This window comes from Thalassoglobus sp. JC818, assembly GCF_040717535.1.
Taxonomy (GTDB): Bacteria; Planctomycetota; Planctomycetia; order Planctomycetales; family Planctomycetaceae; genus Thalassoglobus.
Window position 1 is genome coordinate 25,696 of record NZ_JBFEFI010000010.1, and the last position, 25,909, is coordinate 51,604.

A 25,909-nucleotide genomic window follows, 5' to 3' on the forward strand; every position below is an offset into this window, starting at 1 on the left:
GAGAACAAGGAACGGGACTCCAACCCAGAGAGACGTTTGTGAAGCGAACCGTCACACTCTTATGATGCGAACGAACCGATCACCACTCCATGGGCCTTCAATCGTTCGCGTGCTTGCAGACTGGCCCAAAAAGAGTCTTTCAACTCGAAATCCACGATCCTGATGACCAATCAAGAAACCGAACCAGCAGCGACCACAAAACGGACTCCGCGCTCGCGAAGTCGAAAGTGGATCTTCCGAGTCATTGTGATCGCCTTTCCGTTTCTATTGATCGGACTGTCAGAAGTCGTCTTGAGAAGCATCGGATATGGGACGGATCTCTCACTGGTCATTCAATTGACAGATCTCGATCGAGACCTGCCGTGGCAGATCAACCCGCGAGCAGATCGCGTTTACGTCGGGATTGGTGACGTCATGGGCCCTCAGCCTCGCCGCATCGACATTCCTCCTCTACAGGAGATCGATCGCGTCGTCGTCATCGGTGGATCGACAGTGATTGGTTTCCCGTATGCTCCGGAAGTTGCATTTCCGAAGTACCTCGAAGTCCTCTTAAACGATGTCTCTCCCGATCGTCCGGTTGAGGTCCTCAATTTGGGAATCACCTCGATCAACAGCTTCGCCGTCGCTGACCTTGTGCAGCAATCACTGCAACTCAACCCGGACTTGATCATCCTGCACACGGGCCACAACGAGTTTTACGGACCAGGCGGACCAGCTTCGACGGCTCAGCAAATTCCGCCCTCGTTCGCCCCCTCATTTTATAGTTGGCGGCGAACACGGCTCAGCCAGTTGTTGACGTTCACCTCAAAGCAGCAGGCCCAAGACGATCTCTTGTCGGTCTTACCTGCCACGTTTCAGATTCCTCTGGAAAGCGAGATGGTCGCCCAAGCGACTGGAAATCTGGTGTCAAATCTCGACGCAGCGATCACGACCGCTTCGAACGCCGGAGTTCCAGTCATCCTCACCACTGTCGCCTGCAACTTACGCGATCAAGGTCCGCTCAACGCTTTTCTGCCTCACGACACGACGGAGATGGAACAGAATGACTGGGCGATGGCGATGCGAGACGCGGAGATCGCCATGCTCGATGATGATTACGAACTGGCACAGGAAAAACTCAACGCTGCCATCGAAATCATCCCGGAACAGGCGCTCTCACACTATCGACTCGCACAATGTCTCGAACGTCTCGACGATCTGAATTCTGCATTGAAGGAATTCGAACTCGCTCGCGACTACGACGGTTGCCGCTTCCGTGCCCCGAGTCAGTTTACACTGGCAATACAAGAAGTGGCTGCTTCTCATCCGTCGGTTCAGTTCATCGACGTTGTCGACGGCCTCAATGACCACACAGAATTCTCAGTTCCTGGCTTTGATTTGTTTCTGGAACACGTTCACTACAACCAGAAGGGTCATGTTGCCCTCGCTCGAATCCTCGCTCCAGCGGTTCAAAACGTGCGAGAACTTGCCTGGCCATCGGAATACGACATCACCGATGAAGAACTCGTCGATCAGGTCGGATTGGTGACTGAAGACGAACTCGCCGCGTTGTCCTTTTCGATTCACGTTCTTGAATCAGGACCGTTTCAGAACACGGTTGATCACCAGCGACACACTCAGTTTCTCGTCAACGAAATTCTCAGCAAACTCGACCAACTCTCACCAAGTCGCCGTGAGTGTTTCGAGTCACTCAACACCGATTTCATGACAAACTCCCTGATCGCGAGCCTCGTTAAAGAACACCTGCGCCTCGGCAATCTCGAAGACGCTCATGAAATGGCACAAGTTCTCTTGAAGCGAAAACCCTGGGAAGCCGAATCATATCAGTTGGCAGCTCAGGTCGCAGAAGCACGCTCTGACAGCCAGGCAGCGGAGGCATTCAACGCTCGCGCCAGCGAACTTGCCGTTCGGTGAAATCGCTAACGGAACCTCTCGAGTAGATTCACGAAACTCAGCAGATCGCATCACACTTCTCAAGCAAGAATTCATTCACCTGGAGTGAATCTGCACTCGGTTCCGACCAAGACTTTCGAAACATTATTCTTGCTCAGTGAACTGTTTCAAACCGTCCTCAGTCGACAGTCTGCACAAAACCAATCATTCGCTGTGTAGTCAATCTGAACAAGAATCTTTGCAAAGTTTTGAAATTTTTTCCCAATAACCGGATGATTTTTGTGCTGCCGGCGCCTATCTTTCCCTGCCACATACCTGTGTTGATCAATACGTTCGATTCACGAACGCTCCGCGATTTCAGGCGCAAAGCGTGACTTCGAAGGAAGTTAGCCTACAAATTGCGATTTCTGAGCAGAGAAAACACCCTTCGAACACGGACGACTTCGCATCGCGATTACGCGTCCATCCCATTTTCTGTTTGGTTTTTTCTAACTTTTTTTGGAGACCTTGCTTCATGATTAAACACTTACGTCAGAGAAAAGCGTTCACCCTGATTGAGTTGCTGGTCGTGATCGCGATCATCGCAATCCTGATTGCACTGCTGTTGCCAGCCGTTCAGCAGGCTCGCGAAGCAGCACGCCGGACTCAGTGCCGAAACAATCTCAAGCAGATCGGACTGGCACTGCACAACTACCACGACGCTTACAACCAGTTCCCGAACACCGTCATGGCTTACGGGAACCCAAACCTGTACGAATCAGGCAATGGCTGTAACTCTTGGGTCCGCAGCCGTGGCTGGGGATGGCGAGTTTCGATCCTTCCTTACATCGATCAAGCTCCGCTCTTCAACTCACTCGATATCGAGAACACCGGTTTGAACGGCTGCTTTGGAGCCAACGGTGGTGTGCCAAACGACACCCCAAGTTCAGTCGCCATCTCAACTGTCATCACAGCTTACCTTTGCCCAAGCGACGACACCGAATCCAGCATCGGAACTTACTCAGGCCGAGCAGTCCACGGGAGTAACTACCCAGCTGCTGTCCGTGCCCGTTCAGACCGAAGCCACGGAGCGGAACGAAACACAGATGGCGACCTGGGCCTGATGACCCGCGCCGGAGCCAGCGTCGAAGACGCAAAAGACGGTTCGTCTAACACAATCGTCGTCGGTGAAGTCTTCCGCGGCAAAACTTTGGTTCGTACGAGTGGTGGATACCCATCTGCTGCAGGACCAAACGGCACAGTCGGAAACACTCATAACCGTGAACGATGCCGTGAATGGTTCGAGAGTACAGCCTGGTGTCAGTGCAACGGTGGTGTTGTTGAAGACACAAGCCTGCCAGCGAACGACGGAGCCAACCCAAATCAATGGCGCCAGATCTGGCGTATCAACGATTCGAAGCCAGATCAGATGACCTGGACTGACCGTAACAACTCAGGAAACGGTGGCGGATTGCCACTCTCCAGTGCTCACGCTGGTGGTGCTCAGGCACTGTTCGGTGACGGAGCAGTTCGGTTCGTCTCAGAAAACGTCGACGGAGTTTCGTGGGCACACATGTTCTCACGATCTGGAAAAGAAGCGAACGTTATCGCCTTCTAGTTCCTGTTCGTCTGATGTTTCATGAATTACTCGAAGAGCACGGCAGTACTTACTGCCGTGCTCTTCTTCTTTTAGGAATGCGATCGAATACATCGCCCTCTCTTGAACACAGCGTCTCCTTGAAGGTGTCTTTGCAGAACTGAACGATCAGTTCTTTCTTTCCGGGCTTCGATCTCTTTCCGGCGCACACTCAACAGGATTGTCACGCTCTTCAGCAATGGCGCGGTCTCAGGCAACAGCTTGCTGACAGATCCTTGAGTCCCGTATCCGTTTTGAATGTCACTGGGCCCGTCACTTCGAATACTTCAGCTCCAAGTTCGACCACTCGAGCTGTACTCAAAGTGAGTAAAGATCACGGAGAACTTTTGATGTTTTTTCTCGTTATCTGGATGAATTTCGCGACTTCGATCCGTTTCTTTCTGTGTTTCACACTCGTGTAGATGAATACGACCGATGCATAAGCGATTCGCTATTCCGGGCGCAAAGTATGGCTTCTAACGAGGTTAGCTTGCCAACAGTGCACTCATAGCGTACGATACATGTTGATAAGTGAATGTATTGATGCTGCGAATTTGCGTACATCCCGTCTTCAGTTCGGTTTTTCTGTCTTTTTTTGGAGAATTCACTTCATGAGCAAACACCTACGTCAAAGAAAAGCGTTTACGCTGATCGAACTGTTGGTCGTCATCGCGATCATCGCCATCTTGATTGCTCTGCTTCTGCCAGCCGTTCAACAGGCTCGCGAAGCAGCACGCCGGACGCAGTGCCGAAATAATTTGAAACAAATTGGTCTTGCGCTGCACAACTACCACGATGCTTATAATCAGTTCCCGAACACCGTCATGGCCTACGGGAACCCCAACCTGTACGAGACAGGTAATGGCTGCAACTCTTGGATCCGCAGCCGCGGATGGAGCTGGCGTGTTTCCATTCTGCCGTATATCGATCAAGCTCCTCTCTACAACTCAATCGATATCGACAACTCAGGTCTGAACGGTTGCTTCGGCGCCAACGGTGGTGTGCCTGATGACACTCCAGGCGCTGTTGCCGTCGCCACGATGATTCCCGCTTACATTTGCCCAAGTGATGATACTGAGACAAGCGTTGGCGACTGGTCAGGTCGCGCTGGACGACCAGTTCACGGAAGTAACTACCCAGCAGCTGTCCGTGCACGATCTGATGCAAGCCATGGAGCAGAGCGAAACGTTGACGGCGACTTGGGATTGATGACCCGTACTGGAGCCAGCGTTGAAGACGCGAAAGACGGTTCTTCCAACACCATTCTGGTTGGTGAAGTTTTCCGTGGAAAGACTCTGGTCCGAACCAGCGGTGGCCTGCCATCACCAGCTGGACCGAACGGGACTGTCGGAAACACTCACAACCGAGAACGATGCCGTGAATGGTTCGAAAGCACAGCCTGGTGTCAGTGCAACGGTGGTGTTGTTGTTGACACGAGCCTGCCAGCGAACGATGGAGCTAACCCAAACCAATGGCGTCAGATCTGGCGAATTAACGATCCAAAACCGGATCAAGTGACATGGACTGACCGTGTTGATGCTGGCAACGGCGGTGGCTTGCCACTCTCCAGTGCACACGCTGGTGGTGCTCAGGCACTCTTCGGTGACGGTGCGGTGCGGTTCGTCTCAGAAAACGTCGACGGAGTTTCGTGGGCGCACATGTTCTCTCGATCCGGAAAAGAAGCGAACGTTATCGCCTTCTAGTCTAAACTCTCTTGCGTTTTACTTGATCTTTCGTGAACATCGCACATCGCTGTTCAGCGATATTAGTTCACTCAGAAACTCGTGATCGAACAGATAGCTTTGTTCTCTGTTCTGCCGAAGTGAATTCTGCAAACGAGCGATCTCAATCGCTCGTTTGCTTCTTTTCTCACTTTCATAATCTTGTCTGATCGTCAAAGAAAGACTCAGAAATGTTCTCACGGCTTTGGATTTGCTTTTCAGTCGTCGCTCTCTTGCAGGTTGGTTGCAGCAACCCTGCCCTCGAAGAAATGTCCACCGAGATTCCTTCCCTCAGCTATCCTGGCCTCGAAGATTTCGATCAGACGGCCATGATGGAAGTCGGATACGCATATGGCGGCGGCAATGTCGCTGGCTTGAAAGCTGCGGTTAAGAAAGACTCGTTCAAGAGCGCAGTCGATCAGTTCGAATCTGCACCGCTTCCAGAAGACGCAGCCAGCAAACAACCACAAAAAGACGCTGTTGTTGCAGCCGCCCGTGAACTCATCGAGAAAGCAGGCGGAAGTGATAACGAAGCAATTAAAGCTGCGTATGACAATCTTCTGAAAGCAATTTCTGAACTGCGAGTTGGGAAACCTGCTCAAGAGTAGATCAAGCTTTGACGAGTGCTTACTCAGGCTGTTCATGTTTCTATCTGGAAGATAACAGCAGGCCGTTCATGAACTCCCTGCATTGGATCATTCAAAAAACGAATCACGCTGCAATTGCGGTGTGGTTCGTTTTTTTCGTTGCTACAGGCTGGCAGATCACAGCTGATGAGCCTGATCCGCCTTTGACCTTCGACCAGAAACTTCGCGTCCCATTTCGCCATGTTTCTCCGCAATCGCCCAAACGCCACATTCATCTGACAATGGGATCGGGAGTCGGAGCGCTCGACTATGACCTCGACGGATTCGTCGACCTCTATTTCGGTCAGGGAGGTGGCTGGACGGGTACACTCGATCCAGAGTCTGGTCTCGGTGACGTTTTGTGCCGAAACATTGCAGGCGAATTCCAGGACGTCACGGAATCCGCCACGATTTTCGCTCCTGGATACGCGATGGGCATCTCTGTCGGCGATTGTAACAACGACGGGTTCCCGGACGTTTACGTCAGTAACGTCGGACGGGACCGCCTCTATTCAAATAACGGTGACGGAACATTCACCGAACAGTCCGAAGCGTGCAACCTCAAGAATTCCAAGTATGGAGCAAGTTGTGCCTGGACTGATTTCCAATCTGACGGCGTCCCAGATTTGTTCGTCGTGAACTACGTTCAAATCTCCGTCGACGACTACAAGACTTGCACGGACCAGTCTCCTGAAGGAATGGACTTCCCCATCGCCTGTCCTCCCTGGACATACACCGCCGAACCCGATTGCGCATACGTCGGCCGCGGAGACGGCACGTTCGTTGAATCCTCGCAAGAACTCGGTTTCCGGACAGCTCCCAGTCAACCCGGGCTTGGGATCATCACCGCAGATATCGATCGAGATGGAGATCTCGACCTGTATATTGCCAACGATTCAACTCCCAATCAGCTCTGGGTCAACAACGGAGGAGAGTTCAACGAACAAGGTTTGCTCTCGGGAACAGCATTAAACCGAGTCGGAGAACGTGAAGCTGGGATGGGTGTCACCTGTGATGACGCAGACAACGACGGACTGCTCGATCTGTTTGTGACAAACTACTTTGCCGAAACGAATACCTTCTATCGAAATGAAGGTTTCGGCTTCTTCCTCGATGTCACCCCCGAGGTCGGTCTCGCCAGGGCGAGTTATTCGTATCTCGGTTTCGGAACGAGCTTCGTCGACTTTGACAACGACGGAGAACTGGATCTGTTCGTGACTAATGGGCACATCCACGACCAGTTGAACATTCTCAAACGCGATGTCCCTTACCAGCAGCAATCACAGGTATTCCGAGGGAAGAATGGGCAGTTTGAGGACGTGACCGCAACAGCCGGAGAACCCCTTCAAAGATATGGACTCGGCCGCGGAACAGCGATCGCAGACTTTGACCGCGATGGGAGACCGGACGTCGCCGTCAATCACCTCGATCAGTCAGCACTCCTCTTGCGGAACACCAGCGAACAAGCTGGGCACCCTCTCCGACTTCTACTCGTTGGAACACGATCTTCACGCTTGCCAGTTGGAGCCATCGTCACCGTAGAAACCCCCAAGCAAAAGCTCACACGAACTCTTTCCCTGAATGAAAGCTACCTTTCGAGTCGACATCGCGAGATGGTGTTCGGAATCTTACCAGACTCGAATGCTGAAGAGTCTGCAGATGCCTCGCCAGTGAACGTCGATCAGGTCACCGTCAACTGGCCATCAGGGAAATCGGAGTTGTGGCAGAACCTCAACACCGACGAACTTCACGTTCTGGTGGAGGGGACCGGGACTCCAATTCCTTCAGAAAACGCCTTTCCACGATAAGGCCGTTCCTCAAGAATGATGTCGACTGAGCCAACGCTGGCTCTCTCTTAATTGTCGACTGAAGAAGACACTCTGATGCCGGATACTCACGAACCCGCCGACCAACAATCTCCTCCTGATTCTCGCCGTTCACCGTGGGCTGGCCGAATTCTGCTTTTGGTGATTCTCGCCGCAATCGGCTTCGGAATCTGGAGTTCGCAGCAGCAAACAGCCATCCAACAGTGCCAGGCAGCACTCGCTGCCGGGGAAGTCGACCGGGCTCGATCCATCCTCACCCATCATCTCGCTTCGAACCCGAAGGACCAGGAAGCTCGCATGCTTCTGGCTTTAAGCTACCGAGAAACCGATCCACTGGAAGCAATCGAAATCTGGTCACAAGTCCCAGAGAACGCAGACGAATATCTCATCGCCCAGCGATTTATCGCTGAAGCAGGCTTCAAGGCGTATCATTCTGTCGCTGCGGAAAAAGCTCTCGAAACGATCCTCGAACAGGACCCTCAGGATTTCGCATCGCAGCTCACACTCGCAGAACTGTACTTCCGAGACCGAGCGTTTCAGCTTGCGCTTCCGGAAGTCCGGAAAGTCATCAGCCTCGATCCCGATCGAGTGAAATCATATCACTTGCTGGCGGAGACCCTCGCCGGGCTGAATCGCCAAACAGAAATGATCGCCCCGCTGCAACAAGCGCTCGAGCTTGATCCGGACAACTACATGACCCGATCGAGCCTGGCATATGCATTGAAGATGTCAGGAGAACTCGACGAAGCAGAAGAACATGCTCGATGGTGCCTTGAAGAGACTCCATCCGATGTCGAAGTTCGAGTGATCCTCGCCCAAGTCCTGCGGCAGTCGAACCGGCTGGATGAAGCGAAAGACGAAGTCGAACAAATCCTGCAGCGTTCTCCCAATCACCTCGAAGCAAATCTTCTCAAAGGCGAACTTTTCCTCTTCGAGCGAAAACCTGAGGAAGCTTACGAGGTTCTCAATCCGTTGTATCGAAGGTACCCCGAAGACCGAAGAATTATCGCTCCACTTCTGAAAGCGGCTGCGATGAGCGGACGACCGCAGGAAGCAGCACGATTGCAAGAAGCCCTGCTGAAAGCCATTCCGGAAAAGGAATGAGTCACCACAAGGACACGCAAGCTTCACAACACATCGGGCAGAATCAACTCTTCGGTTGACTCGTCTACGGATTGACGTGATGCGGAACATCTCCCGTCCCGAGCGACTCGTCAGGATCTCGCACGCGAATCCAGTGGTCATGAAACTTGATTCCGCGTGTCAAATCCATCGCTGGCATATGACACTCGATGCAGTTGGTCTTCGGCGAAACCGGGCATATCGTCTGTTCCTGATCCTGATGACAGTTCAAACAGGTCTGGATTTGCTGAGCCTCTGTGCGAGACGAGACCGGAGCATGCGGATCGTGACATGACGTGCATGAGAGAGTTCGTCCAGACTCCAGGAAGCAAGCACTCTGTAAGAGCCCGACCGGTTGAAAGCGGACCAGCGAGTTCGGGTACGCTTCCAGCCTTTCAGGAGCAATGTCATCCGGCAGTCGATGGCACTCACCGCACATTCTGATTTCCTCATCGGCCGTCCAACCGCTTCGAATACTCGAGAGCGTCAGAGCCTCGTCCGCATTTTCAGCAGCCTGCACGTGAGCCTCCCCCGGCCCATGGCATCTTTCGCAAAAAATGCCACTGGTCAATTGAATGAGTTGGCTCCCCTCAAGCGTGGCAGTCGTTGTGTGACACGCAATGCACCGCTGGACATCTTCCGAGGGAATCGTCCTGCCCCACAAATTGACATCAATGACAGGGTCCAGATCGTCCTGACCGGGGGTCGCATCGAGCGCATCATCGGAGGTGTATCGAGTCATCCGATGTTCAATCCCGATCGTTTCCCCTTCTTTATTTTTGAGCAAGGTCAGAAACGTGACCGCATGTTCCCCCGACCCGACCGCGAAGTCGAGAGGAAACGCCCGCTGCGGAAAGATTGCTGGAAGCGCGACCAATAAGCCTTCTTCATCACAGCTGTACTCGTAAGTCCCGTACGGCTGTCGTTCCTCAACCGAGCGGCCACACATCAGATCCGCAATCTCGGAATCTGACGTCCTCGCAAACGTTCTCGCATGTGGAGAATTTGTCTCAACGTCATGAATCCCCTCGTGACACTCCCGGCACTTTTCATGACCGACGTATCCCTTCGAATCCAGAATGACGATCGTGTCATCGTCTGATTTCGAGTTGCTCGATTCCAGAGTCGGAACCTGTTCCGGAGATTTCTGACCACAAGATGCCAGAAAGGCACCGCATGCTGCGCCGAGGAGAATCATCGCCGGCAAACGAAAATGACCGATGAGAGAATTACGTTTCTGCGGCAGGTGCAAGTTCATGGACAGTCTTGAAGATTTGATAACCAGACAAAATTCGAAGCCATAGTGTACTCCCCAAGAGAGAGAAGTCACCACTGGTTGTCGTCACTCTCGTCCAATACCTCTGCAGCAACACATCCTCTCGAACTCATCTACAATTCGATGAGATGGCGAACTGGAACTCAGGCGTCATTCCAATCCACCTGCATCGCATTGATCAATTGAATGTTACTTGCTGCTGACTTAACCAAGCCTGCCCTACAACGTCGGCCCTATTGACGGGACCTCAAACAAATAGGTCTGTCCAGACGATGTACGTGTCACATCGAAATAGAATGAAAAGCTCCCTCGACTAACGGGCTCAGAGTACCCACGCTCCCAACTATTGAGGGTTGAGGCCAGAGTGGGTTTGTGCTTCGGGAGACGACTGTGTAAGTACTATCGTCTTGCCACAAACTCAGAAAGCAACAGGGGATAGCACATCCTGTCGCTTGGCTTCGCAGAGTCAGAAGAGCGGAGAGGGGGGGATTCGAACCCCCGGTGAGTTTCCCCACGCCGGTTTTCAAGACCGGTGCATTCGGCCACTCTGCCACCTCTCCGAGGCGGGCACGATATCGGGTTTCACACAGCCCGTCAATCAGTTTCCAGAGATTTGAGTGAGCGAAAGCCGACTTGATCCACGGTCAAAACGCTGAGCCAATTGTTCTTCCGCGAGGAAACGACTCACCGAGCCAGTAAACCAGAAGCGAATTGGCGAGTCTGGAAACAGGATGGGTTGCGGCGTAGACGGCTGGCTTGGATAGGCTTTTCGTTGCCAGGGCCTTATTCCGATGCGACTGGACGTTGATCAGCTGGGAGCGTGCTCTTCTGGGAATTGACATTCTGGTCGTCAGAGTGGACTTCAGCCACGGTCAGCCCTTGCTCAGCTGAGATCAAACGTGCTGTTTCAGCGAGTTTTGATTTGGCTGACTCAAGGGATGTTTCAGAGGGGACGACGTCTTGCACGGTCAGTTGCCAAACCGCGAGTGTTGATTGATACAACGACTCGTTCAACGGCGATCGCGCCGGTTGGTCTCGCAATGTGTCGAGGAATGGTTTGAGTTTCCCGTCAGCTCTTGCTGAAAATTTCGTCCAAGCGCGGCTGGGGTTTTCTTCGCTGCGAATCTTTTCGATCTCGCTGATTTGCTCAGTTAAAACGTAATACTGCCGCGAGGCCTGAGTTCCGACGACGCCGTTCAGCAGGTTGGTTGACGCTGTCAGTGCAAACACTCCAAAAATTGCCACAGCGACGACCATCGGGATTGCCAAGAACTTATTGCGTTTCAACCAGTCGTTTGGTGACTCTTCGACAACTCGACTGATCGCCTGCTGAGTCGAGTCTTCAATCGGCACGATCAGATTGACCTTCATCTTTTCGAGAACGAGTCTCATGTCAGGAGACGGTTCGGCAACGAGTGCCTGTCCAGACTCGTTGACCATTTTCCCCAGCGAAACAATGGCACTGATCAGCTCTGTGCCGAAATATCGCGCCCCGCTCAAATCAAAGATGAGATTGCGAAACTCGCCGGACGACATCAGCGTTTTGATTCGATGAAGCTCGTTATGAAATGTTCGTGGTTCGAAGCCGACAATGCTGCCGGTCGGTTTCACGATTAGCGTATTTCCGCGTGCGGAGCAGCTGAGAATGCTGTGATCCCGCACGTCGTCCATTGTCACTTCAGTCTTCATCACAAGTCCGATCCGCTTCGTTGTTGACCGAATTCTCCGATCTAAATCAATCTCTTGTCGAAGGATCTGACGCTGAGACTTCTCGAAGAAGACAGGAGTTCTCTGCATTGCGGAACAGTTTCAGCGTGGCTCAGCGCAAACAGATCCATTCGATGCAATACATTAGTCGCGATTCATGAATACTCGATGAAGACAAAATTCGCCGCCACACTCGATGATTACCATGCTTGGTAAGTGGAAGTCTTCAGATGTCTTTTTCCCGATCTCAAACCAAAACTGAGACCGGAGTGAAGTGTCATCAATTCAATCACATGTTCTCTTGCGTCATTTTCGTGACCACGAAATACTGTCCCCACGATCGCTTGCCGATCCGGGATGTCATTTGACGTCTGATTGTCAGCATTGACCGATGATTTGATCATTGTCATGGCAGCCAGAGTTTCGCAGCATTGCGATGGCGTCCTATGATTCGGGAGCGAAAAGATTGATGCCCCAACTTCCGTGAGCCTTCCGACAGAATCGACTCATCGTGCACGAAACGGATCTTCTTATTTCGCTCACCCTGATCGTGGTATTCGGGACAGGTGCTCAGTGGCTGTCCTGGAAGCTTCGGCTGCCATCGATTCTGCTGTTGCTGGCGAGTGGATTCATTGCTGGCCCGGTCTTGAATGTCGTCGATCCAGACAAACTTCTGGGGCCTTTGCTCTTCCCGTTTGTTTCGATCAGCGTGGCGGTGATTCTTTTTGAGGGAAGCCTCTCGCTCAAGCTTCCAGAGCTGAAGCAGATCGGAGCAGTCCTAGGATACATCCTGAGTGTGGGTGTTTTCATCACATGGGGACTGATCGCACTCGGTGCCTACTACATTCTTGATTTCTCAGTATTCGCCTCGATTCTCCTGGGGGCGATCCTCGTCGTGACTGGACCAACGGTGATTGGCCCCCTGCTTCGGCAGATTCGTCCGATTGGACAAGTGGGACCCATCGCTCGATGGGAAGGTATTGTCATCGACCCGATTGGAGCTGTGCTCGCGGTTCTGGTTTTCGAAGCGTACGCTCCGTTGCTCTCAGAAGGTGTCAATCAGAGTTCCATCGTGGCTCTTCAGAATTTGCTTTCGACGATTCTCTACGGAGGAGGCATTGGAGCTGCTGCCGCGATTATTCTGGCATGGGTTTTGAAGAATCATGCTGTTCCTGACCACCTTGAATCACTGGTGACTTTGCTGTTTGTGCTGACAGCGTTCACAGCTTCGAACTTGTGTCAGGAGGAATCTGGGCTGGTAGCTGTCACTCTGATGGGAGTGATGCTCGCGAATTCTGGAGTGACTTTGAAACACATCCTGGAATTCAAGGAGAGCTTGAGTCTCCTGCTGATTTCGGGGTTGTTTATTCTGTTGGCCGCTCGAGTCGAACTTCGCTCGATTGTGCAACTTGGCTGGCGAGGGTTGGCGTTCGTCGCATTCGTCATCTTGATTGTTCGACCGGTCGCGATTTTCATTTCGACGGCATTTTCGCAGCTGAACTGGAAGGAACGACTGTTCCTGTCGTGGATGGCTCCGCGAGGAATTGTCGCGGCGGCGGTTTCTTCTGTCTTCGCGTTCAAACTTTCGGAATACGGAACTGAAGGCGAGCAATTCGTCTCCGCTACTTTCATGGTTATCGTTGGGACTGTGGTCGTCTACGGCCTGACTGCGTTTCCTCTCGCTCGTAAGCTCGGGTTAGCGTCATCGAACCCACAAGGTGTTCTCCTTTTGGGGGCGAACGAATTGGCCCGAGCTATCGGTGGAGCGATTCAGGAGGCAGGTATTGTCGTGTTGCTGGTTGATACCAACCGCTGGAATATCGCAACTGCGAGAATGGAGGGGCTTCGAACTTCTTCTGTGAACATTCTGGACGAAAACGCCGCTCACAGCCTCGATCTCGGGGGAATCGGCCGGTTCCTGGCACTGACCCCGAACGATGAAGTCAATTCTCTCGGAGCAATGCACTTCGCTGAGCTGTTCGGTCGTGCGAACGTCTTCCAACTTACTCCCTGGCGTCGTGCAGAAAAGCAAGAACGATCCGTTTCTCATCTTCGTGCACGGTTCTTGTTCGGAGAAGATTACAGCTATCAAACACTTGTCGATCGGCTCGATTCGGGGGCGGTCATCAAGACGACAAAACTGACGTCCGAATTCACGTTCAAAGACTTTCAGGAAGCGTACGGCGGCGACGCAATCCCGCTCTTCACAATTCACAACAGTAAGCTTGCGATCCTCGATTCGACATCTCCTGAACCCAAAGTGGGTCAGAAGCTCATCGCGATTGTTGATCCTCAGCCAGCTTCACCTTCTCCGACGCCTCCACCGACTGAAGAAGCTGATGCGTGAGCGAGGACGAATTTGAGATTGAAAGTCGCTCTGCACGTTCAAGAACTAGTTTTCCTAGATGAAAGCAAAGCTTGCGCATGCGATACGTTGCCAAATAAAGATGAAGTTGCCATCGACGGAAAGCTTCTCCACGATCACTCACAAACACTGATCAGCCACCAATGAGGCCCGACTGATGCCGCTCGCATTGAACTCAACGACATCGAACATCCTCAGAGCGCGAACTCTTTTCGTGGTGATCATTGCTCTGTTTGTCGCGTCGTCGAGTTTGTTTGCAGCCAACGAAGAAGAACAGCCGATCGCGTCTGTGAATCGTCGTCCGGTGACCGCCAGTCAGCTACGATTGCAGTTCTTTCAGCAAGCTGGTCGTTCACTCGCTGCTCAAAACAACCAAGAGGAACTGATCGACAAATTGATCGACCGGGAACTCATTCGCCAGTTTCTCGAGAAAAAAAAGATTGAAGCTGACTCGCAGATGCTTGCTCGACGCATGGAGTTGCTGACGTCCGCACTGGAACGTCGCGGCGAAAACCTCGAGGACCAGCTGGCGAAGCTGGAAATCACCACTGATGACCTCGAAGAGATGCTTGCGTTCGAGATTGCCTGGCGAACCTACGTGACAAAAACTCTCGATGAGCGTAGGATTCGAGAGTTCTGGAAGTCCAATCAAAGAGACTTCGACGGAACTCGCGTCACAGCTTCTCAGATCTTCCTCAGCTTCCCATCTGATGCAACACCAAAAGATCGTCAGCAAATCCTGGAGCGACTCTCGGGTATTCGAGATTCTGTTCTCTCCGGAAAAGCAAACTTTGCACACGCAGCAAGTGAAAACTCAGAGAGCCCTTCGAAGACTCAGGGGGGACGAATCGGCAGCTTCGAAAGATACGGTCAGGTCTCGGACGCCATCGCGAGTGTTGCGTTTGCCACGTCTCCGGGAACAATCAGTGAACCGTTCACCACGGAACACGGTGCGCACATTGTCTTTGTCGAAGAAGTTTCTCCGGGAGACCTCAGCCTCGAAGACGCTCGTCCTGAAGTCGTCAACAAATTGACTCAGCAGATGTGGAACGAGCAAGTCGCGACTCAAAGGAAGACCGCCCGCATTCGTGTGTTCACTCCCACGGAATGAACGATCCGCAAGTTCGCTGGGCTCACTCAGAATTGATTAAGCGAGTCACTTCCCCTGCTCCTGCGGGGACCAAGAAGATCTCTTTCGCGTGTGGGTCGGCAACGAGAAAACCATCTCGATACTGGCAAAGACCGACCGGTTTTTGAAGTGGTGCTCCGGAGCGCATCAGTTCGGGAGGAGTTTCTCCAGAGAGCTCCGCTTTCCAAATCCCGCCTGCGTAATTGTCCGCGACGAAGATCGTGTTCTCTGCAATCACACAATGGTGAGGCATCTCAAACGGTCGCCCTGAGATGATGACTGACTCAGTTTTATCCTCTGCAATTTTGCGAACCGGATTCTCGAGCGTCGTGACGCAAATCAGTTCCCCTTCCGAAGACTTCGCCAAGCCTCTGACTCCTGCAATCACCGCGAGCTCCTGAACTTCGCCTCCGGATTTCGGAAGACTCCAGATCCGCTGCGTTTCAAGATCTGAAACGATCAAGCGGTCTCCATCAATCAGCAGATCGGCAGCAATTCCAATGTGTCCGTCAGACAACGGGAGCGGTTTCCGATCCTCACCGATGGCATAAACTTCTCGCGTTGATGAGTCTCCTACATAGACTGTTCCATCAGTATCAACAGCCACGCAACGCACCGCATTGAGCGGGGTGCGAAAGGTCTTCGAGGCTTTGAAGAAGACTTCCAGATGTCCATCGACGACCTTCCAGATGCCGGGAAGTTTACGGTCGGCGATATAAACTTCTTCGTTCGGTCCCACTGCCACATCGAGAGGATAAACGAGCTGATCGTTGGCAGTGCTCGTCGCTGAAAGCGCGAGAACAAACATCAATGTGAGTGTTAGAAAGGCCTTTTGCAGCATAGCCAGATCACTTAATGACAGGTGAGGAAGATACGATCCGTGTGGTGAATACCAGTCAGACGGGAATCGTCAGAAATGACAGGTTGAAGTTTTGACTTGGCCATCACAATAGCTCGACCGAGCCACAGATTCAAATCGACCGATGCGAGAATGACGAATCGACGCCAGTCCTACGGAACGCTGGGTGAGTTTTCGGGTATTCGGTCGATTTTGAGTCGTCTCAACGCGGTCCTGAATCCGTCCGGGTCCATTCGCCTCGTCTGATACTTTCGAAGGTATTCCTCATCGTGAGGAAGTGTGACGTTGGGATCTGGTGGATAGCTCTTCATCCCGACAAACGGCAGCGGTTCTGAACTTTGCCCATAGACCGTGTGCAGGTTTGCATCCTTATCCCATCCCACGCTGCGAATGATGAAATCTCGAGTCCAGCCCTCTGGAATGCCCTTATCAGGAACGTCGAAGCTGAGCGTCATTTCGTCTCCGCTTCCCATCACAACCATCTGAGCATCGGTACTCAGCAACAGTTCCCGCACGTCACCGTACCGTGTCATCATTCCGCCCATCGATTGCCAGGCTGGAGACGGATCAACTTGTTCGTAATCAAACTGCTCCGGTCCAAAGTTATCTCCCGGCGTCATTTGAGAGACTCCGCGATAGTGAAGATCGGCACTACTAAGATTCAGCGGAGTCGTTTCTGAAGGGAATTCGACGGTCTCTGTCGTGAAACTGATTTCGTCCCAATACAGTTCCATGCTTGTGGAAATCCGAAGCCGAAAATCATCAGTGAGGAACGGATTTCCTAGTGGAATTGCGATCGTTTTTGTCTTTCCACCGGGAAATCCGCAGTAGTCGACGACTTGGACGAATTCGCCATCCGGACCAGGAACCGAAATGGCTGGCGGAACTGGACCGTCGAGTTGACGGTTCTCGAAAATCGCGCGGTTCAGCCCGGTATCGGTCGGATACATCCAACCGGTCAGGTACAGCGTTAAGTTTTGTGGTGGTTCTTCAAGACCGAGATCGAGTTCAACGAAGCTCTCGTCGGTGAAACCTTGCATTCTTTTCTTGTCGAATGGCTTCGCGTAAACGGCATCTCGATTTTGTATCTCAGGAAGCAAATCTCGCCCGGAATGATTGTGAGCAGAGACCGGAGTTTTCCTCTCTGCAATGCCGTAGATGTGATGTTCTGCAATCGATGGCGGGCCAACTTTTTCATTGGTGACGATTTCGATGTCGGCGGGATGGTCGATTGCGAAGAGTTCCACTTGATCGAAATAAGCGGCTTCCCAAAGTTCTTCAGTCACCTGCAGCTGATACCTTCCGTCGCGAGCTTTGAGCTGATCACCGGAAATCTTCAGGTACTCCCACGGACGGTCCGGAACGATTTCTCCTTGAGCATTCGTCAATCCGATTGGTGCAGCCCAGAGTAAGTCGGTCACGAACTCAAAACGCTCACCATTCCATGCGTAGAGATACGGGCATGATCCCGTCAATGTCTGCCGTTCCCAGACGAGTTGATCTGTCGCGGGCTGGATGATGTTTTCGGGAATTCCATTCGTCCAAACGACGCGGACAGCATCCGCCTGTTCGATTTCGTTAAGTCCGAACCTGCGTGGCCCCGGATCAAGAACTGGCAGCAGTTGAACAAAAGCACCAGCCCGGACTTCGATCGTACACCCAATTCCGAAGTGGTTGATTCGTTGACTCTGCCCGTCCCCTTTGTTGAGTTGAGCGATGACAGCCACATCTAACCAGTGGTTACGGTTGCCTCCTTCATTCTTTAGCCAGATGATCTCCTGCCCGCGAAGAGTGACGAGATCGTCATCGCCGTCCCCGTCGAGATCTCCGCAACGAATGAGCTTGCCGAACTTCTCGTCACCGGTGATTAGTTCTTCGGACTCAACATAAGCTCCTCCTTCGCCGCCATGTCGAAAACGCAACTGCCTGGACTCAATGGTCAGGATGTCGCGGAGCCCATCGTTGTTGTAGTCCCATTCGATCAGAACCGGACTGCCGCGATGGGAGATTTCGTTTGTCGCGATGACCTGCAACTCGCCGGTAGTGGGAATCCGCGTTTGGATTTCCGAAACTCCATCTTCGCCGAGGCAGAGCAGTTCCCACGCCCCATTTCGATTCGCATCGTTGATCGCCAGCGAACGTGCTGGGGAAATCTCATCGAGGGAGTCCAGTTCCAGCCAGCGAAAATCCCCGTGTCTCAGCCCTTCCAGAACGCCAACGGTTCCGTCTTCCATCAGCACGACAATGTCCTGATCGATATCTCGATCGAAGTCGACGATCAGCACATCAGCCACTGTTCCCTCAGGCATTTCCGTCGTGAGCGGCATTTTCTGGAACTCGAAATTCCCGTTGTTGTTCCAATACTCCAGCTTACCATCGGTAATCAGAGCCAAGTCGAGATCGCCATCCGCGTTCAGGTCGCCCGCCCGAACACAACTCACAATCGCAAGTTCAGCGAGTGAACCAGCCTGATCCACTAACTCCAGCGAGATCACCCCACCGACTTCTTCGAGGTTGGTCCGGACGACTTTGATTCCGTCTATACCGTAGAGCACCAGATCCAGATCGGCGGTGTATTGCATGCTGCCTTCGGGAAGATCTCCAACTGCAAGGCCATCAGCATCGTTGTCGAGATCAGCAACTAGAACGTGTTCGAATTCTCCCTCGAAGGAAAGGCTGACGACTTCGGCCCAATTCTCAGTTTGCTCAGAATCGTCAACTTCTTTCCGCCAGACAGACAACTTCGATGGCTGCAGAATGACGAGTTCCAGCGACGTGTCCAAATCGAAATCGACCAGTTGAAGGTCGTTGATGGAACCTTCAATACCGGAAATGAGCGTTTGTTCTTCGAAGGTGATGTCGAGATTGGTGGCTGCCTGATCAGCAAAGACAGCGACGATTTCCTCCAGCCCCTCGCTGAAATCGACTTTGATAAACTCGAGCAAGTTCGACTCGATACGGCGTCGATCGCTTTGAACAGCATCTTCTGGCTTGGTGATGTTTGAGAAAGGAATCAGATTCGCCCGGACTTGATTCCAATTCATCGACTCCACGCCAGCGATTGCTGCGTCGAGGAATTTCATCACGTCTGCCCGAGTCTTCTCCTGAATCCGCTTCTGAAACGGTTCAAACAATGGGCGAGCAGCCTGCAATGTTTCGCGAATCGCTGGGTCCTGAGTTTCGAGCTGCACTGCCAGAACGGAGAGTATGACGAAGAGATTTTCCGGAGCGAATTCGTAGGCCTTAAGAATCGCTGCATTGGATTGGTTGCGTGCATCTTCGCTCGGAGCCACTCTGCCGACGGAATAGATCTCGTACCAGATCGTCGGATCTTCCGGAGACCGTTTGCTGGCTTCGTTGAGGAGTCTAATTTTCTCATTGATCCCTTTGACGGGATCGATGAGGCGAGCCTCCATGCGATAGCTGTAAGGCTCATCGGGTTCTTTTTCACGGAGAGACTGAATTGCCTCAACGGCTGATTCACGTGTGATTGTGTGGTTGGCTTCCTCTTTGTTTTCCCGCTGGCCCCGCTCTTCGACAGCCCCAGTGCGGGCGATTGCCAGATTTCTCCACGGAAGAATTTCGTTGGGAAGAACCTCGGCGAGTTCAGCGAAAACACGATCACTTTCCTGCCAGTCTTTATTCTCCAGCAGGGCAATGCCGACATACCGCGTTCCGAAGAAGTCTGTCGAAACAACGACGTCATCGTCGTAGGACTCGTTTACGTTGTCGGGCTGATCGTTTTGAACCTGCTTCTCTTTCCGTATCAACGCGGCCACGACCAGAACGATCGCAATGACGATTCCAATCCAGACCCACAAACTCTTCATCTTCGGTGTCCCGGGTTCTATTTGAAAATGCGCCAGATCGGCATTCTCATCGATCAAGCGATTCATCTGAAATAAGGCGTGCCGTTGTCGTAAGCAGGCATTTCTCTGCCAGAGCTTCGTCCATGACAGACACAACTCCGATCTCACGCAGCACATCCTCATGATGTTCGTCTACCGGACGTAGAATGCAACAGACATTGGTGAGACGTGCGATGTGAAATAGATCGCGGATCAGACTCTCCGAAATTTCAACGCGATTGAGAATCGCAACTCGCGTCGTCTCTGCCTGAGATTCGCGGACGAAGTCGATCCAGTGAGGAGTCCATTTCACCTGAATGGAACTGTCGTCGATGAGCGATCTCTCAAGGTGCGCAGTCAACAAGGATTGTGGCTCATGGACGACGATCTGCCGTTCCATCATTCACGGTCTCCTTATTCTGCACGGAAGGCAGATAGTCTGTGCGAATTCTGCCTTTTCGGTTCGCTTGCCAGTATTGGCCGGTCTCGACGTTCAAGCAAGTGAGCCAGCCTTCCGGGAAGACTTTGGTGTCAATGCACACAGCAAATCCGCGATCGTTCGGAACGCCAGACTTCTGGGCAGTGTGGCCACAGACAATGGTTTTTCCTGAACAGTGAGGCAACAACCTGTCGAAGCGTTCCCAATACAGGACGAAATCATCCTGTTGATCAACTGGAACATTTTCAATCAGCCCACCATGCACAAAGATATGCTTCTCAGTCTCCCAATACGGAAACAGGCCGGACTCGAGGAATTCCTGATGCTCTCGGGGAACGATCTGAGTCAGCTTCTTCGACTTGGCCGAAGAGCCTCCACCTTTGAGGTAAGACGAAATCGCTTCCTTACCGCCAGATAACTCCCAGTGCTTTTGCGACAATCTTCCAGTGAGCGCTGCATGCATCATCGCATCGTGATTTCCTCGAAGTGGAATACAGCATCCGCGCTGGGTTCGATCGATCACCCAATCCAAAACCTTCTTTGAATCGGGTCCGCGATCGACATAATCGCCGAGGAGCACGATGCGCTCGTCATCGGGAATCGAAACCGCTTTCACGAGCGACTTCAGGACGTCGTAACATCCATGAATGTCACCGATCGCGAATCGAGCAGGACGCACGTCAGTACTCTCCATCGTCTGCAAGAGTCTCCCGGTTCAGAACCACCAGTTGAGGATGCAATATTGCCGCCACTGTCACACGAACAGATCACGAAACCATCGGCGATTCACTTATTCTCCGACCAATTCTTGAATCTCAGCTTCGGTGAATGGTTGAGCGAGTCGTGCTCCGAGTTGTCCCACGACGCGTGCTGCAGCATGTGAAGCCAATCGCCCGGACTGCTTCCAGGTCATTCCGTTTGTGATTCCGTAGAGAATGCCAGCGGCATACATGTCTCCAGCCCCTGTCGTGTCGACAGGTGAGACTTCCACGCCTTCAATCGGAATGACAGCCCCTTCATGCATCAACACGGAACCGTCTCCTCCAAGAGTCAAAGCGACGTTCTCTGCATGATTGTGCAGTTCGTGCGCACAATCGACGGCGTCGTGCTTACCGGTGAGGGCTCGAGCTTCGTCGAGATTGCAGAAGACAAGATCCACAGGCCCTTCGATCAGCGAAAGGAATTCGTCTTTGTGGTACTGAATCAGAAACGGATCGCTGACAGTGAACGCAACTTTCACGTCATGCTTCTTGGCGAGTTCGATGGCTTTAAGAGCAGCGGATCGGGTCGGCTCTTGAGTGAAGAGATAGCCTTCCACGTAAACGAATTTCGACTGTCGAATCGCTGATTCCTGAATGTCTTCGGGAGTCAACGTGATGGAGACACCAAGCGATGTCAGCATGGTCCGTTCTGCATCCGGGGTGATGAGAATGACGCATGTTCCAGATTGGCCATCGTTGGTGGGAACTTCCACGGTGATGCCCTGCTTTCGCATGTCCTGCAGGAAGAACTGCCCGATTTCATCGGATGCAACTTTACAAGCGTAGGAAGCGGTTCCTCCGAAGCCCACAATGCCCATGATCGTATTGGCAGCAGATCCTCCAGCACATCGGGTTACATCAATCCCGGCGATCGCGTTTAGAACTTCCTGCTGCACTTCACCGTCGACTAGGGTCATGACACCTTTTTGAAAGTCGAGACGATTGAGCGTGGACTCATCAACCTTCGCTTGAATATCGACCAACGCGTTTCCAACTCCAAAGACGTCATAACTCACTGCTAAACCTCGCTTGCAACTTCATCGCATTGCTGAAAATTGGGATTTCTCATGTGCGAACTGCTGTCGCACATCGCTGATCGATTGTGCTTGTCGAGAACAGAGGAACAAGCCATTTGCTCAAGTTCCTCAATCCGTGCCACAAACTATGACGCCACAGACAATCACACTGTGCAATCGGACCAGCTTCGTAGAGGAGTGTAGCTCGCAAACCGGGAGAAAGAAATTTCCCCATGTCCCCTTCTGCGACGTTCCGCAAATTCCCGGTGAAAAGTCGAAATGATAGCGAACTATCGCTTTTCGACTTCCTTCTGAAGCTCGGTCATGACTTCGGGAAGCGACCGCTCAAGGGAAGAAATACATTGCTGACAGCGTTCCCAATGCCCGCCCGCCGCAGCTTGTTCCAACTCGGCAGCGATCGAGGAAGAATGAGCGCCAATCGTCCTGAGACTCCCCTTCAGGGTGTGGGCAAATCGGTTCACATCATCAGAATTTCGTGATTCGTAGGCTTGCTGAAGTTTGACGAAGACTTGTGGCGACTCTTCCAGGAACGCCTGGGCAACGTCAAGTGCCAGCTCTTCGTCGTCCATCGCGCTGGAGAGAAGCTGCGCCCAATCGATGGCCGCTTTTGCATTCGAGCATTCTTCAGCGTTGACCGGAGTTGGCTCCGACGACTGACCGTTGGCGTGGTCCGAAGGAGATTGACTGTCATCGTGAATTGGTTCTTGCATCTCTGTAATGTTTTCAGATTCTTCTGATGTTGGGCTGTCTGTCAGTTCTTTGATGACGCGTTTCAATTCCTGAGGCCGAATCGGTTTTGAAACATAGTCGTCCATCCCGGAGTCGAGGCACCTTTCGCGATCTCCCTTCATCGCATGGGCTGTCATTGCGACAATGGGAACCGGTCCGATTTCTCCGAGGCTTTGAAGTTTTCGAATTTCTGCAGTCGCTGCCAAGCCGTCCATCTCCGGCATTTGAACATCCATCAGGATAAGATCGAAGTCTGACTTCTTGGCAGCAGTGATGGCTTCTCGTCCATTGTTCGCGACGGTGACGTTGTGGCTCCATTTCGACAACAGCCCGACAGCGAGTTTCTGATTGGCTGGGCTGTCTTCAGCGAGAAGAATTTTGAGCGAAGTGGTCGATTCAAGCATCTCAGCATTTTCGGCAGCTTCAAAGGACTCGCTTGAATCGGGGCTGTGAACGAGGTCGATGATGGCATCAAAGAGATCGGACTGTTTGATCGGTTTGGTGAGGTAACGCCCAATCCCCAGCTCTTCGCATCGCTTCAGATCTTCATTGCGATCCAGTGAGGTGAGCATCATCACGATCGTGCTGGAGATCTGTGAATCATTCTGAATCGTCTCCGCGAACATGAATCCATCGACATCCGGCATGCTCGCATCTGTGATCACCAGATCGAATGGTTTCTGCTTCTCAAAGGCAGCCCGCAGTTCTCGAAGTCCGGACTCTGCATCCGCCACAGCGAGTGGAGCCATTCGCCAGTTCACACACATCTCTTCAAGAATTTGACGGTTCGTGGAATTGTCATCTACGATCAGCACCCTCAGCCCTTCAACAGCACACAAGTCTTCGACCATTTCAGTCGGAACATCGTAGGCAACCGGCCGAAACTTGGCTGTGAAGTGGAATGTACTTCCTTTGCCGGGCTCGCTCTCAACCCAGATCTTTCCGCCCATCAGCTGCACCAGCCTCGAAGAGATCGTCAGCCCGAGACCTGTTCCTCCGAACTTGCGAGTTGTCGACATGTCCGCCTGTTCAAATGCCTGAAACACGCGAGCCTGTGTCTCAGCATCCATGCCGATTCCGGTATCTGTCACCTGAAACTGCAGCGTGATCTCTTCGTCGGTCGCTTCAACGAGATTCACGTGCAAAATCACTTCGCCCTGCTCCGTGAACTTAATCGCGTTCCCCAGCAGATTCACAATCACTTGCCGGAGCCGGAGTCCGTCGCCACGGATCAGGTTGGGGATTTCAGGAACGATGTGACACGCCAATTCAAGCGATCGACTGTGAGCACGAATCGCCAGCGGTTTGATGGAATCGCCGAGCCACTCACGCAAATCGATGGGGTAGCATTCCAGTTCGAACCGTCCGGACTCGATCTTCGAGAAGTCGAGAATGTCATTGATAATTCCGAGTAAAGACTCCCCTGCGTTGAGGACGGTCTCGAGATAATCTCTCTGCTGCCCGTTGAGTTCTGTATCGAGGACCAGTTCCGTCATGCCGATGACGGCATTCATCGGTGTGCGAATTTCATGGCTCATATTAGCGAGAAACTCGCTCTTCGCACGGTTGGCCACTTCCGCCGCTTCCATTGCCGACTGCAATTCCATTTCGGCCAATTTGCGTTGCGTGATATCTCGAGCGATCCCCACCAGCCCGACAACTTCGTCATCCGCATTCGTGAGTGGAACCTTGGTGGTCAACAGCCAGCGACGAGTTCCGTCCGCCAGAAAGTTTTCTTCCTCACGATTAATAAGCGGTTCCTGGGTTTGCATCACCGCAAGGTCGTCTTCTCGAAATGCCTCCGCGAGTTCAATCGGGGTGAAGTCGAAGTCCGTCTTGCCGATCAGTTCCGCTTCTGTTTCCAGTCCGTACATCTTCACCAGAGCTTGATTCACCGTGACGAAGCAACTGTTCGCATCTTTGATGAAGATATAATCGGGAAGGTTGTCGATGAGAGTTCTCAGCCGGTCCCGTTCATGTTCCAGTTGTTCGGCGATCTGATGATGTTGGGTAATGTCTCGCGAGATCCCGAGTGTTCCAAATACCGTCCCATCGACTTTTCGCAGCGGCATTTTCGTCGCAGAAACCCACGAGACATGCCCATCCGGCCAGACGAGTCGTTCCTCGTGGTCAATGAGACCTTCGCCCGTTTCAAGAATGACTTGCTCAGCTTTGTAAGCATCCTGAGCATGTTCCGGCTGAAAGAAATCGTTATCGGTTTTTCCGATCGCTTCATCGGGTGAATTTAAACCTGACCGCAGTGCTTTGGCTCGATTGATTCTCAGGAATCGACCGTCGCGGTCCTTGAAGTAAATGTCGTCCGGAATCACCGACATCAGCTCTTCCATGAGCAATTGTTCGTGCTCGTAAGCCTCCTGAGTCTTTTCGTGACGCAGCACTTCCTCCCGGAGATCTTCAACAGCCGATTGAAGCTCGAGCGTTCGCGAGTGGATCCGCGCATCCAATTCCAGATTGGCTTGCTTCATGCGGTCTTCCCAGGTTTTACGCTGATACCCGAGAATCGCCGTCGTCCAGATCGCAAAGAGAGTCAGCAGTGTATTGATCACGCTGACAACATCATTTCCATCGGAGAATTGAGAAATCGTGAACCCGACGAGGCACAAGACAGTCACCAGCCCCGCCATCTGCAGGACAAGATTCCGATCCGTCGCGGAGAATGTCAGCACCAGAACAGCTACGTACAGCAGACCGAACGCAATTCCTGGGGGAATGAGGTGCTCCACGACCGAAATGGCAATCGAGAGACCGATCGTCGAAACGATGATACTCTTCCGGGAGGAAAACAACCTCTGCATGATCGAGCGACCTTCACGGATGGGAACGCGACGTGAACGAATTGTTCAGATTGTAGCAAGAAACTGCCAGCCGCGCGGACTCTGAGCAGGAAATCAACCCAGCTTCAAACCTCGCTTTGGCCGACGATGTTCCCAAGAAC

The 25,909-nt window shown here is 52.4% G+C and carries 16 protein-coding genes and 1 tRNA gene; 8 read left to right on the plus strand and 9 right to left on the minus strand.

Annotation, left to right across the window (positions count from 1 at the left end; all coding sequences use genetic code 11):
• Positions 1–162 precede the first annotated feature (162 nt).
• The 6 genes from AB1L42_RS20755 to AB1L42_RS20780 all read left to right on the plus strand — a co-directional run bounded on the left by AB1L42_RS20755 (position 163) and on the right by AB1L42_RS20780 (position 8,785).
• Positions 163–1,914 (plus strand): hypothetical protein, encoded by a 1,752-nt coding sequence (locus AB1L42_RS20755; RefSeq protein ID WP_367060868.1) that lies wholly within the window; start codon positions 163–165, stop codon positions 1,912–1,914.
• Positions 1,915–2,407: 493 nt separating this feature from the next.
• Positions 2,408–3,490, plus strand: coding sequence for a DUF1559 domain-containing protein (locus AB1L42_RS20760; protein ID WP_367060871.1), 1,083 nt, complete (start codon positions 2,408–2,410; stop codon positions 3,488–3,490).
• A gap of 629 nt (positions 3,491–4,119) precedes the next feature.
• Positions 4,120–5,211, plus strand: coding sequence for a DUF1559 domain-containing protein (locus AB1L42_RS20765; RefSeq protein WP_367060874.1), 1,092 nt, complete (start codon positions 4,120–4,122; stop codon positions 5,209–5,211).
• 209 nt (positions 5,212–5,420) lie between these two features.
• A complete protein-coding gene (locus tag AB1L42_RS20770; protein WP_367060877.1) occupies positions 5,421–5,837 on the plus strand; it encodes a hypothetical protein in 417 nt (138 codons plus the stop codon).
• Between the two features lie 68 nt (positions 5,838–5,905).
• The gene (locus AB1L42_RS20775; RefSeq protein ID WP_367060880.1) at positions 5,906–7,663 is read left to right on the plus strand and encodes a CRTAC1 family protein; all 1,758 of its coding nucleotides are present in this window, start codon (positions 5,906–5,908) and stop codon (positions 7,661–7,663) included.
• Positions 7,664–7,738: 75 nt separating this feature from the next.
• A complete protein-coding gene (locus AB1L42_RS20780; protein WP_367060883.1) occupies positions 7,739–8,785 on the plus strand; it encodes a tetratricopeptide repeat protein in 1,047 nt (348 codons plus the stop codon).
• A 64-nt stretch (positions 8,786–8,849) separates the two neighbouring features.
• On the opposite strand, the gene AB1L42_RS20785 is transcribed toward AB1L42_RS20780, so the two are convergent.
• The 3 genes from AB1L42_RS20785 to AB1L42_RS20795 all read right to left on the minus strand — a co-directional run bounded on the left by AB1L42_RS20785 (position 8,850) and on the right by AB1L42_RS20795 (position 11,768).
• On the minus strand, positions 8,850–10,061 hold the full coding sequence (locus AB1L42_RS20785) for a cytochrome c3 family protein (protein WP_367060886.1): 1,212 nt from the start codon (positions 10,059–10,061) through the stop codon (positions 8,850–8,852).
• Positions 10,062–10,554: 493 nt separating this feature from the next.
• Positions 10,555–10,639 (minus strand) — tRNA-Ser (locus tag AB1L42_RS20790).
• A 223-nt stretch (positions 10,640–10,862) separates the two neighbouring features.
• On the minus strand, positions 10,863–11,768 hold the full coding sequence (locus AB1L42_RS20795; protein ID WP_367060889.1) for an STAS domain-containing protein: 906 nt from the start codon (positions 11,766–11,768) through the stop codon (positions 10,863–10,865).
• Positions 11,769–12,297: 529 nt separating this feature from the next.
• Here AB1L42_RS20795 and AB1L42_RS20800 point away from each other — a divergent pair.
• Positions 12,298–14,133 carry a sodium:proton antiporter gene (locus tag AB1L42_RS20800; protein WP_367060892.1) on the plus strand — a complete coding sequence of 612 codons (1,836 nt, stop codon included), beginning with the start codon at positions 12,298–12,300 and terminating at the stop codon, positions 14,131–14,133.
• A 175-nt stretch (positions 14,134–14,308) separates the two neighbouring features.
• A complete protein-coding gene (locus AB1L42_RS20805; protein ID WP_367060895.1) occupies positions 14,309–15,262 on the plus strand; it encodes a peptidylprolyl isomerase in 954 nt (317 codons plus the stop codon).
• A 22-nt stretch (positions 15,263–15,284) separates the two neighbouring features.
• Here the strand turns inward: AB1L42_RS20805 and AB1L42_RS20810 are convergent, their stop codons facing one another.
• The 6 genes from AB1L42_RS20810 to AB1L42_RS20835 all read right to left on the minus strand — a co-directional run bounded on the left by AB1L42_RS20810 (position 15,285) and on the right by AB1L42_RS20835 (position 25,769).
• On the minus strand, positions 15,285–16,121 hold the full coding sequence (locus tag AB1L42_RS20810) for a hypothetical protein (protein ID WP_367060898.1): 837 nt from the start codon (positions 16,119–16,121) through the stop codon (positions 15,285–15,287).
• Positions 16,122–16,291: 170 nt separating this feature from the next.
• Positions 16,292–19,969, minus strand: coding sequence for an FG-GAP-like repeat-containing protein (locus AB1L42_RS20815; RefSeq protein WP_367060901.1), 3,678 nt, complete (start codon positions 19,967–19,969; stop codon positions 16,292–16,294).
• A gap of 46 nt (positions 19,970–20,015) precedes the next feature.
• Positions 20,016–20,390, minus strand: coding sequence for a hypothetical protein (locus AB1L42_RS20820; protein ID WP_367060904.1), 375 nt, complete (start codon positions 20,388–20,390; stop codon positions 20,016–20,018).
• The gene (locus AB1L42_RS20825; protein ID WP_367060907.1) at positions 20,362–21,120 is read right to left on the minus strand and encodes a metallophosphoesterase family protein; all 759 of its coding nucleotides are present in this window, start codon (positions 21,118–21,120) and stop codon (positions 20,362–20,364) included. Before AB1L42_RS20825 ends, AB1L42_RS20820 begins: the two co-directional genes overlap by 29 nt.
• Before the next feature lie 96 nt (positions 21,121–21,216).
• Positions 21,217–22,203 (minus strand): adenosine kinase, encoded by a 987-nt coding sequence (locus AB1L42_RS20830; RefSeq protein WP_367060910.1) that lies wholly within the window; start codon positions 22,201–22,203, stop codon positions 21,217–21,219.
• Positions 22,204–22,493: 290 nt separating this feature from the next.
• Complete coding sequence (locus AB1L42_RS20835) at positions 22,494–25,769, minus strand: response regulator (RefSeq protein WP_367060913.1); 3,276 nt, start codon at positions 25,767–25,769, stop codon at positions 22,494–22,496.
• Positions 25,770–25,909 lie beyond the last annotated feature (140 nt).

Coding starts and splice junctions, on each gene's coding strand:
- AB1L42_RS20785 (WP_367060886.1), bottom strand. CDS start 10,061: ATGAACTTGCACCTGCCGCAGAAACGTAATTCTCTCATCGGTCATTTT.
- AB1L42_RS20815 (WP_367060901.1), bottom strand. CDS start 19,969: ATGAAGAGTTTGTGGGTCTGGATTGGAATCGTCATTGCGATCGTTCTG.
- AB1L42_RS20835 (WP_367060913.1), bottom strand. CDS start 25,769: ATGCAGAGGTTGTTTTCCTCCCGGAAGAGTATCATCGTTTCGACGATC.
- AB1L42_RS20820 (WP_367060904.1), bottom strand. CDS start 20,390: ATGATGGAACGGCAGATCGTCGTCCATGAGCCACAATCCTTGTTGACT.
- AB1L42_RS20825 (WP_367060907.1), bottom strand. CDS start 21,120: ATGGAGAGTACTGACGTGCGTCCTGCTCGATTCGCGATCGGTGACATT.
- AB1L42_RS20770 (WP_367060877.1), top strand. CDS start 5,421: ATGTTCTCACGGCTTTGGATTTGCTTTTCAGTCGTCGCTCTCTTGCAG.
- AB1L42_RS20780 (WP_367060883.1), top strand. CDS start 7,739: ATGCCGGATACTCACGAACCCGCCGACCAACAATCTCCTCCTGATTCT.
- AB1L42_RS20765 (WP_367060874.1), top strand. CDS start 4,120: ATGAGCAAACACCTACGTCAAAGAAAAGCGTTTACGCTGATCGAACTG.
- AB1L42_RS20775 (WP_367060880.1), top strand. CDS start 5,906: ATGAACTCCCTGCATTGGATCATTCAAAAAACGAATCACGCTGCAATT.
- AB1L42_RS20755 (WP_367060868.1), top strand. CDS start 163: ATGACCAATCAAGAAACCGAACCAGCAGCGACCACAAAACGGACTCCG.
- AB1L42_RS20760 (WP_367060871.1), top strand. CDS start 2,408: ATGATTAAACACTTACGTCAGAGAAAAGCGTTCACCCTGATTGAGTTG.
- AB1L42_RS20805 (WP_367060895.1), top strand. CDS start 14,309: ATGCCGCTCGCATTGAACTCAACGACATCGAACATCCTCAGAGCGCGA.
- AB1L42_RS20810 (WP_367060898.1), bottom strand. CDS start 16,121: ATGCTGCAAAAGGCCTTTCTAACACTCACATTGATGTTTGTTCTCGCG.
- AB1L42_RS20795 (WP_367060889.1), bottom strand. CDS start 11,768: ATGAAGACTGAAGTGACAATGGACGACGTGCGGGATCACAGCATTCTC.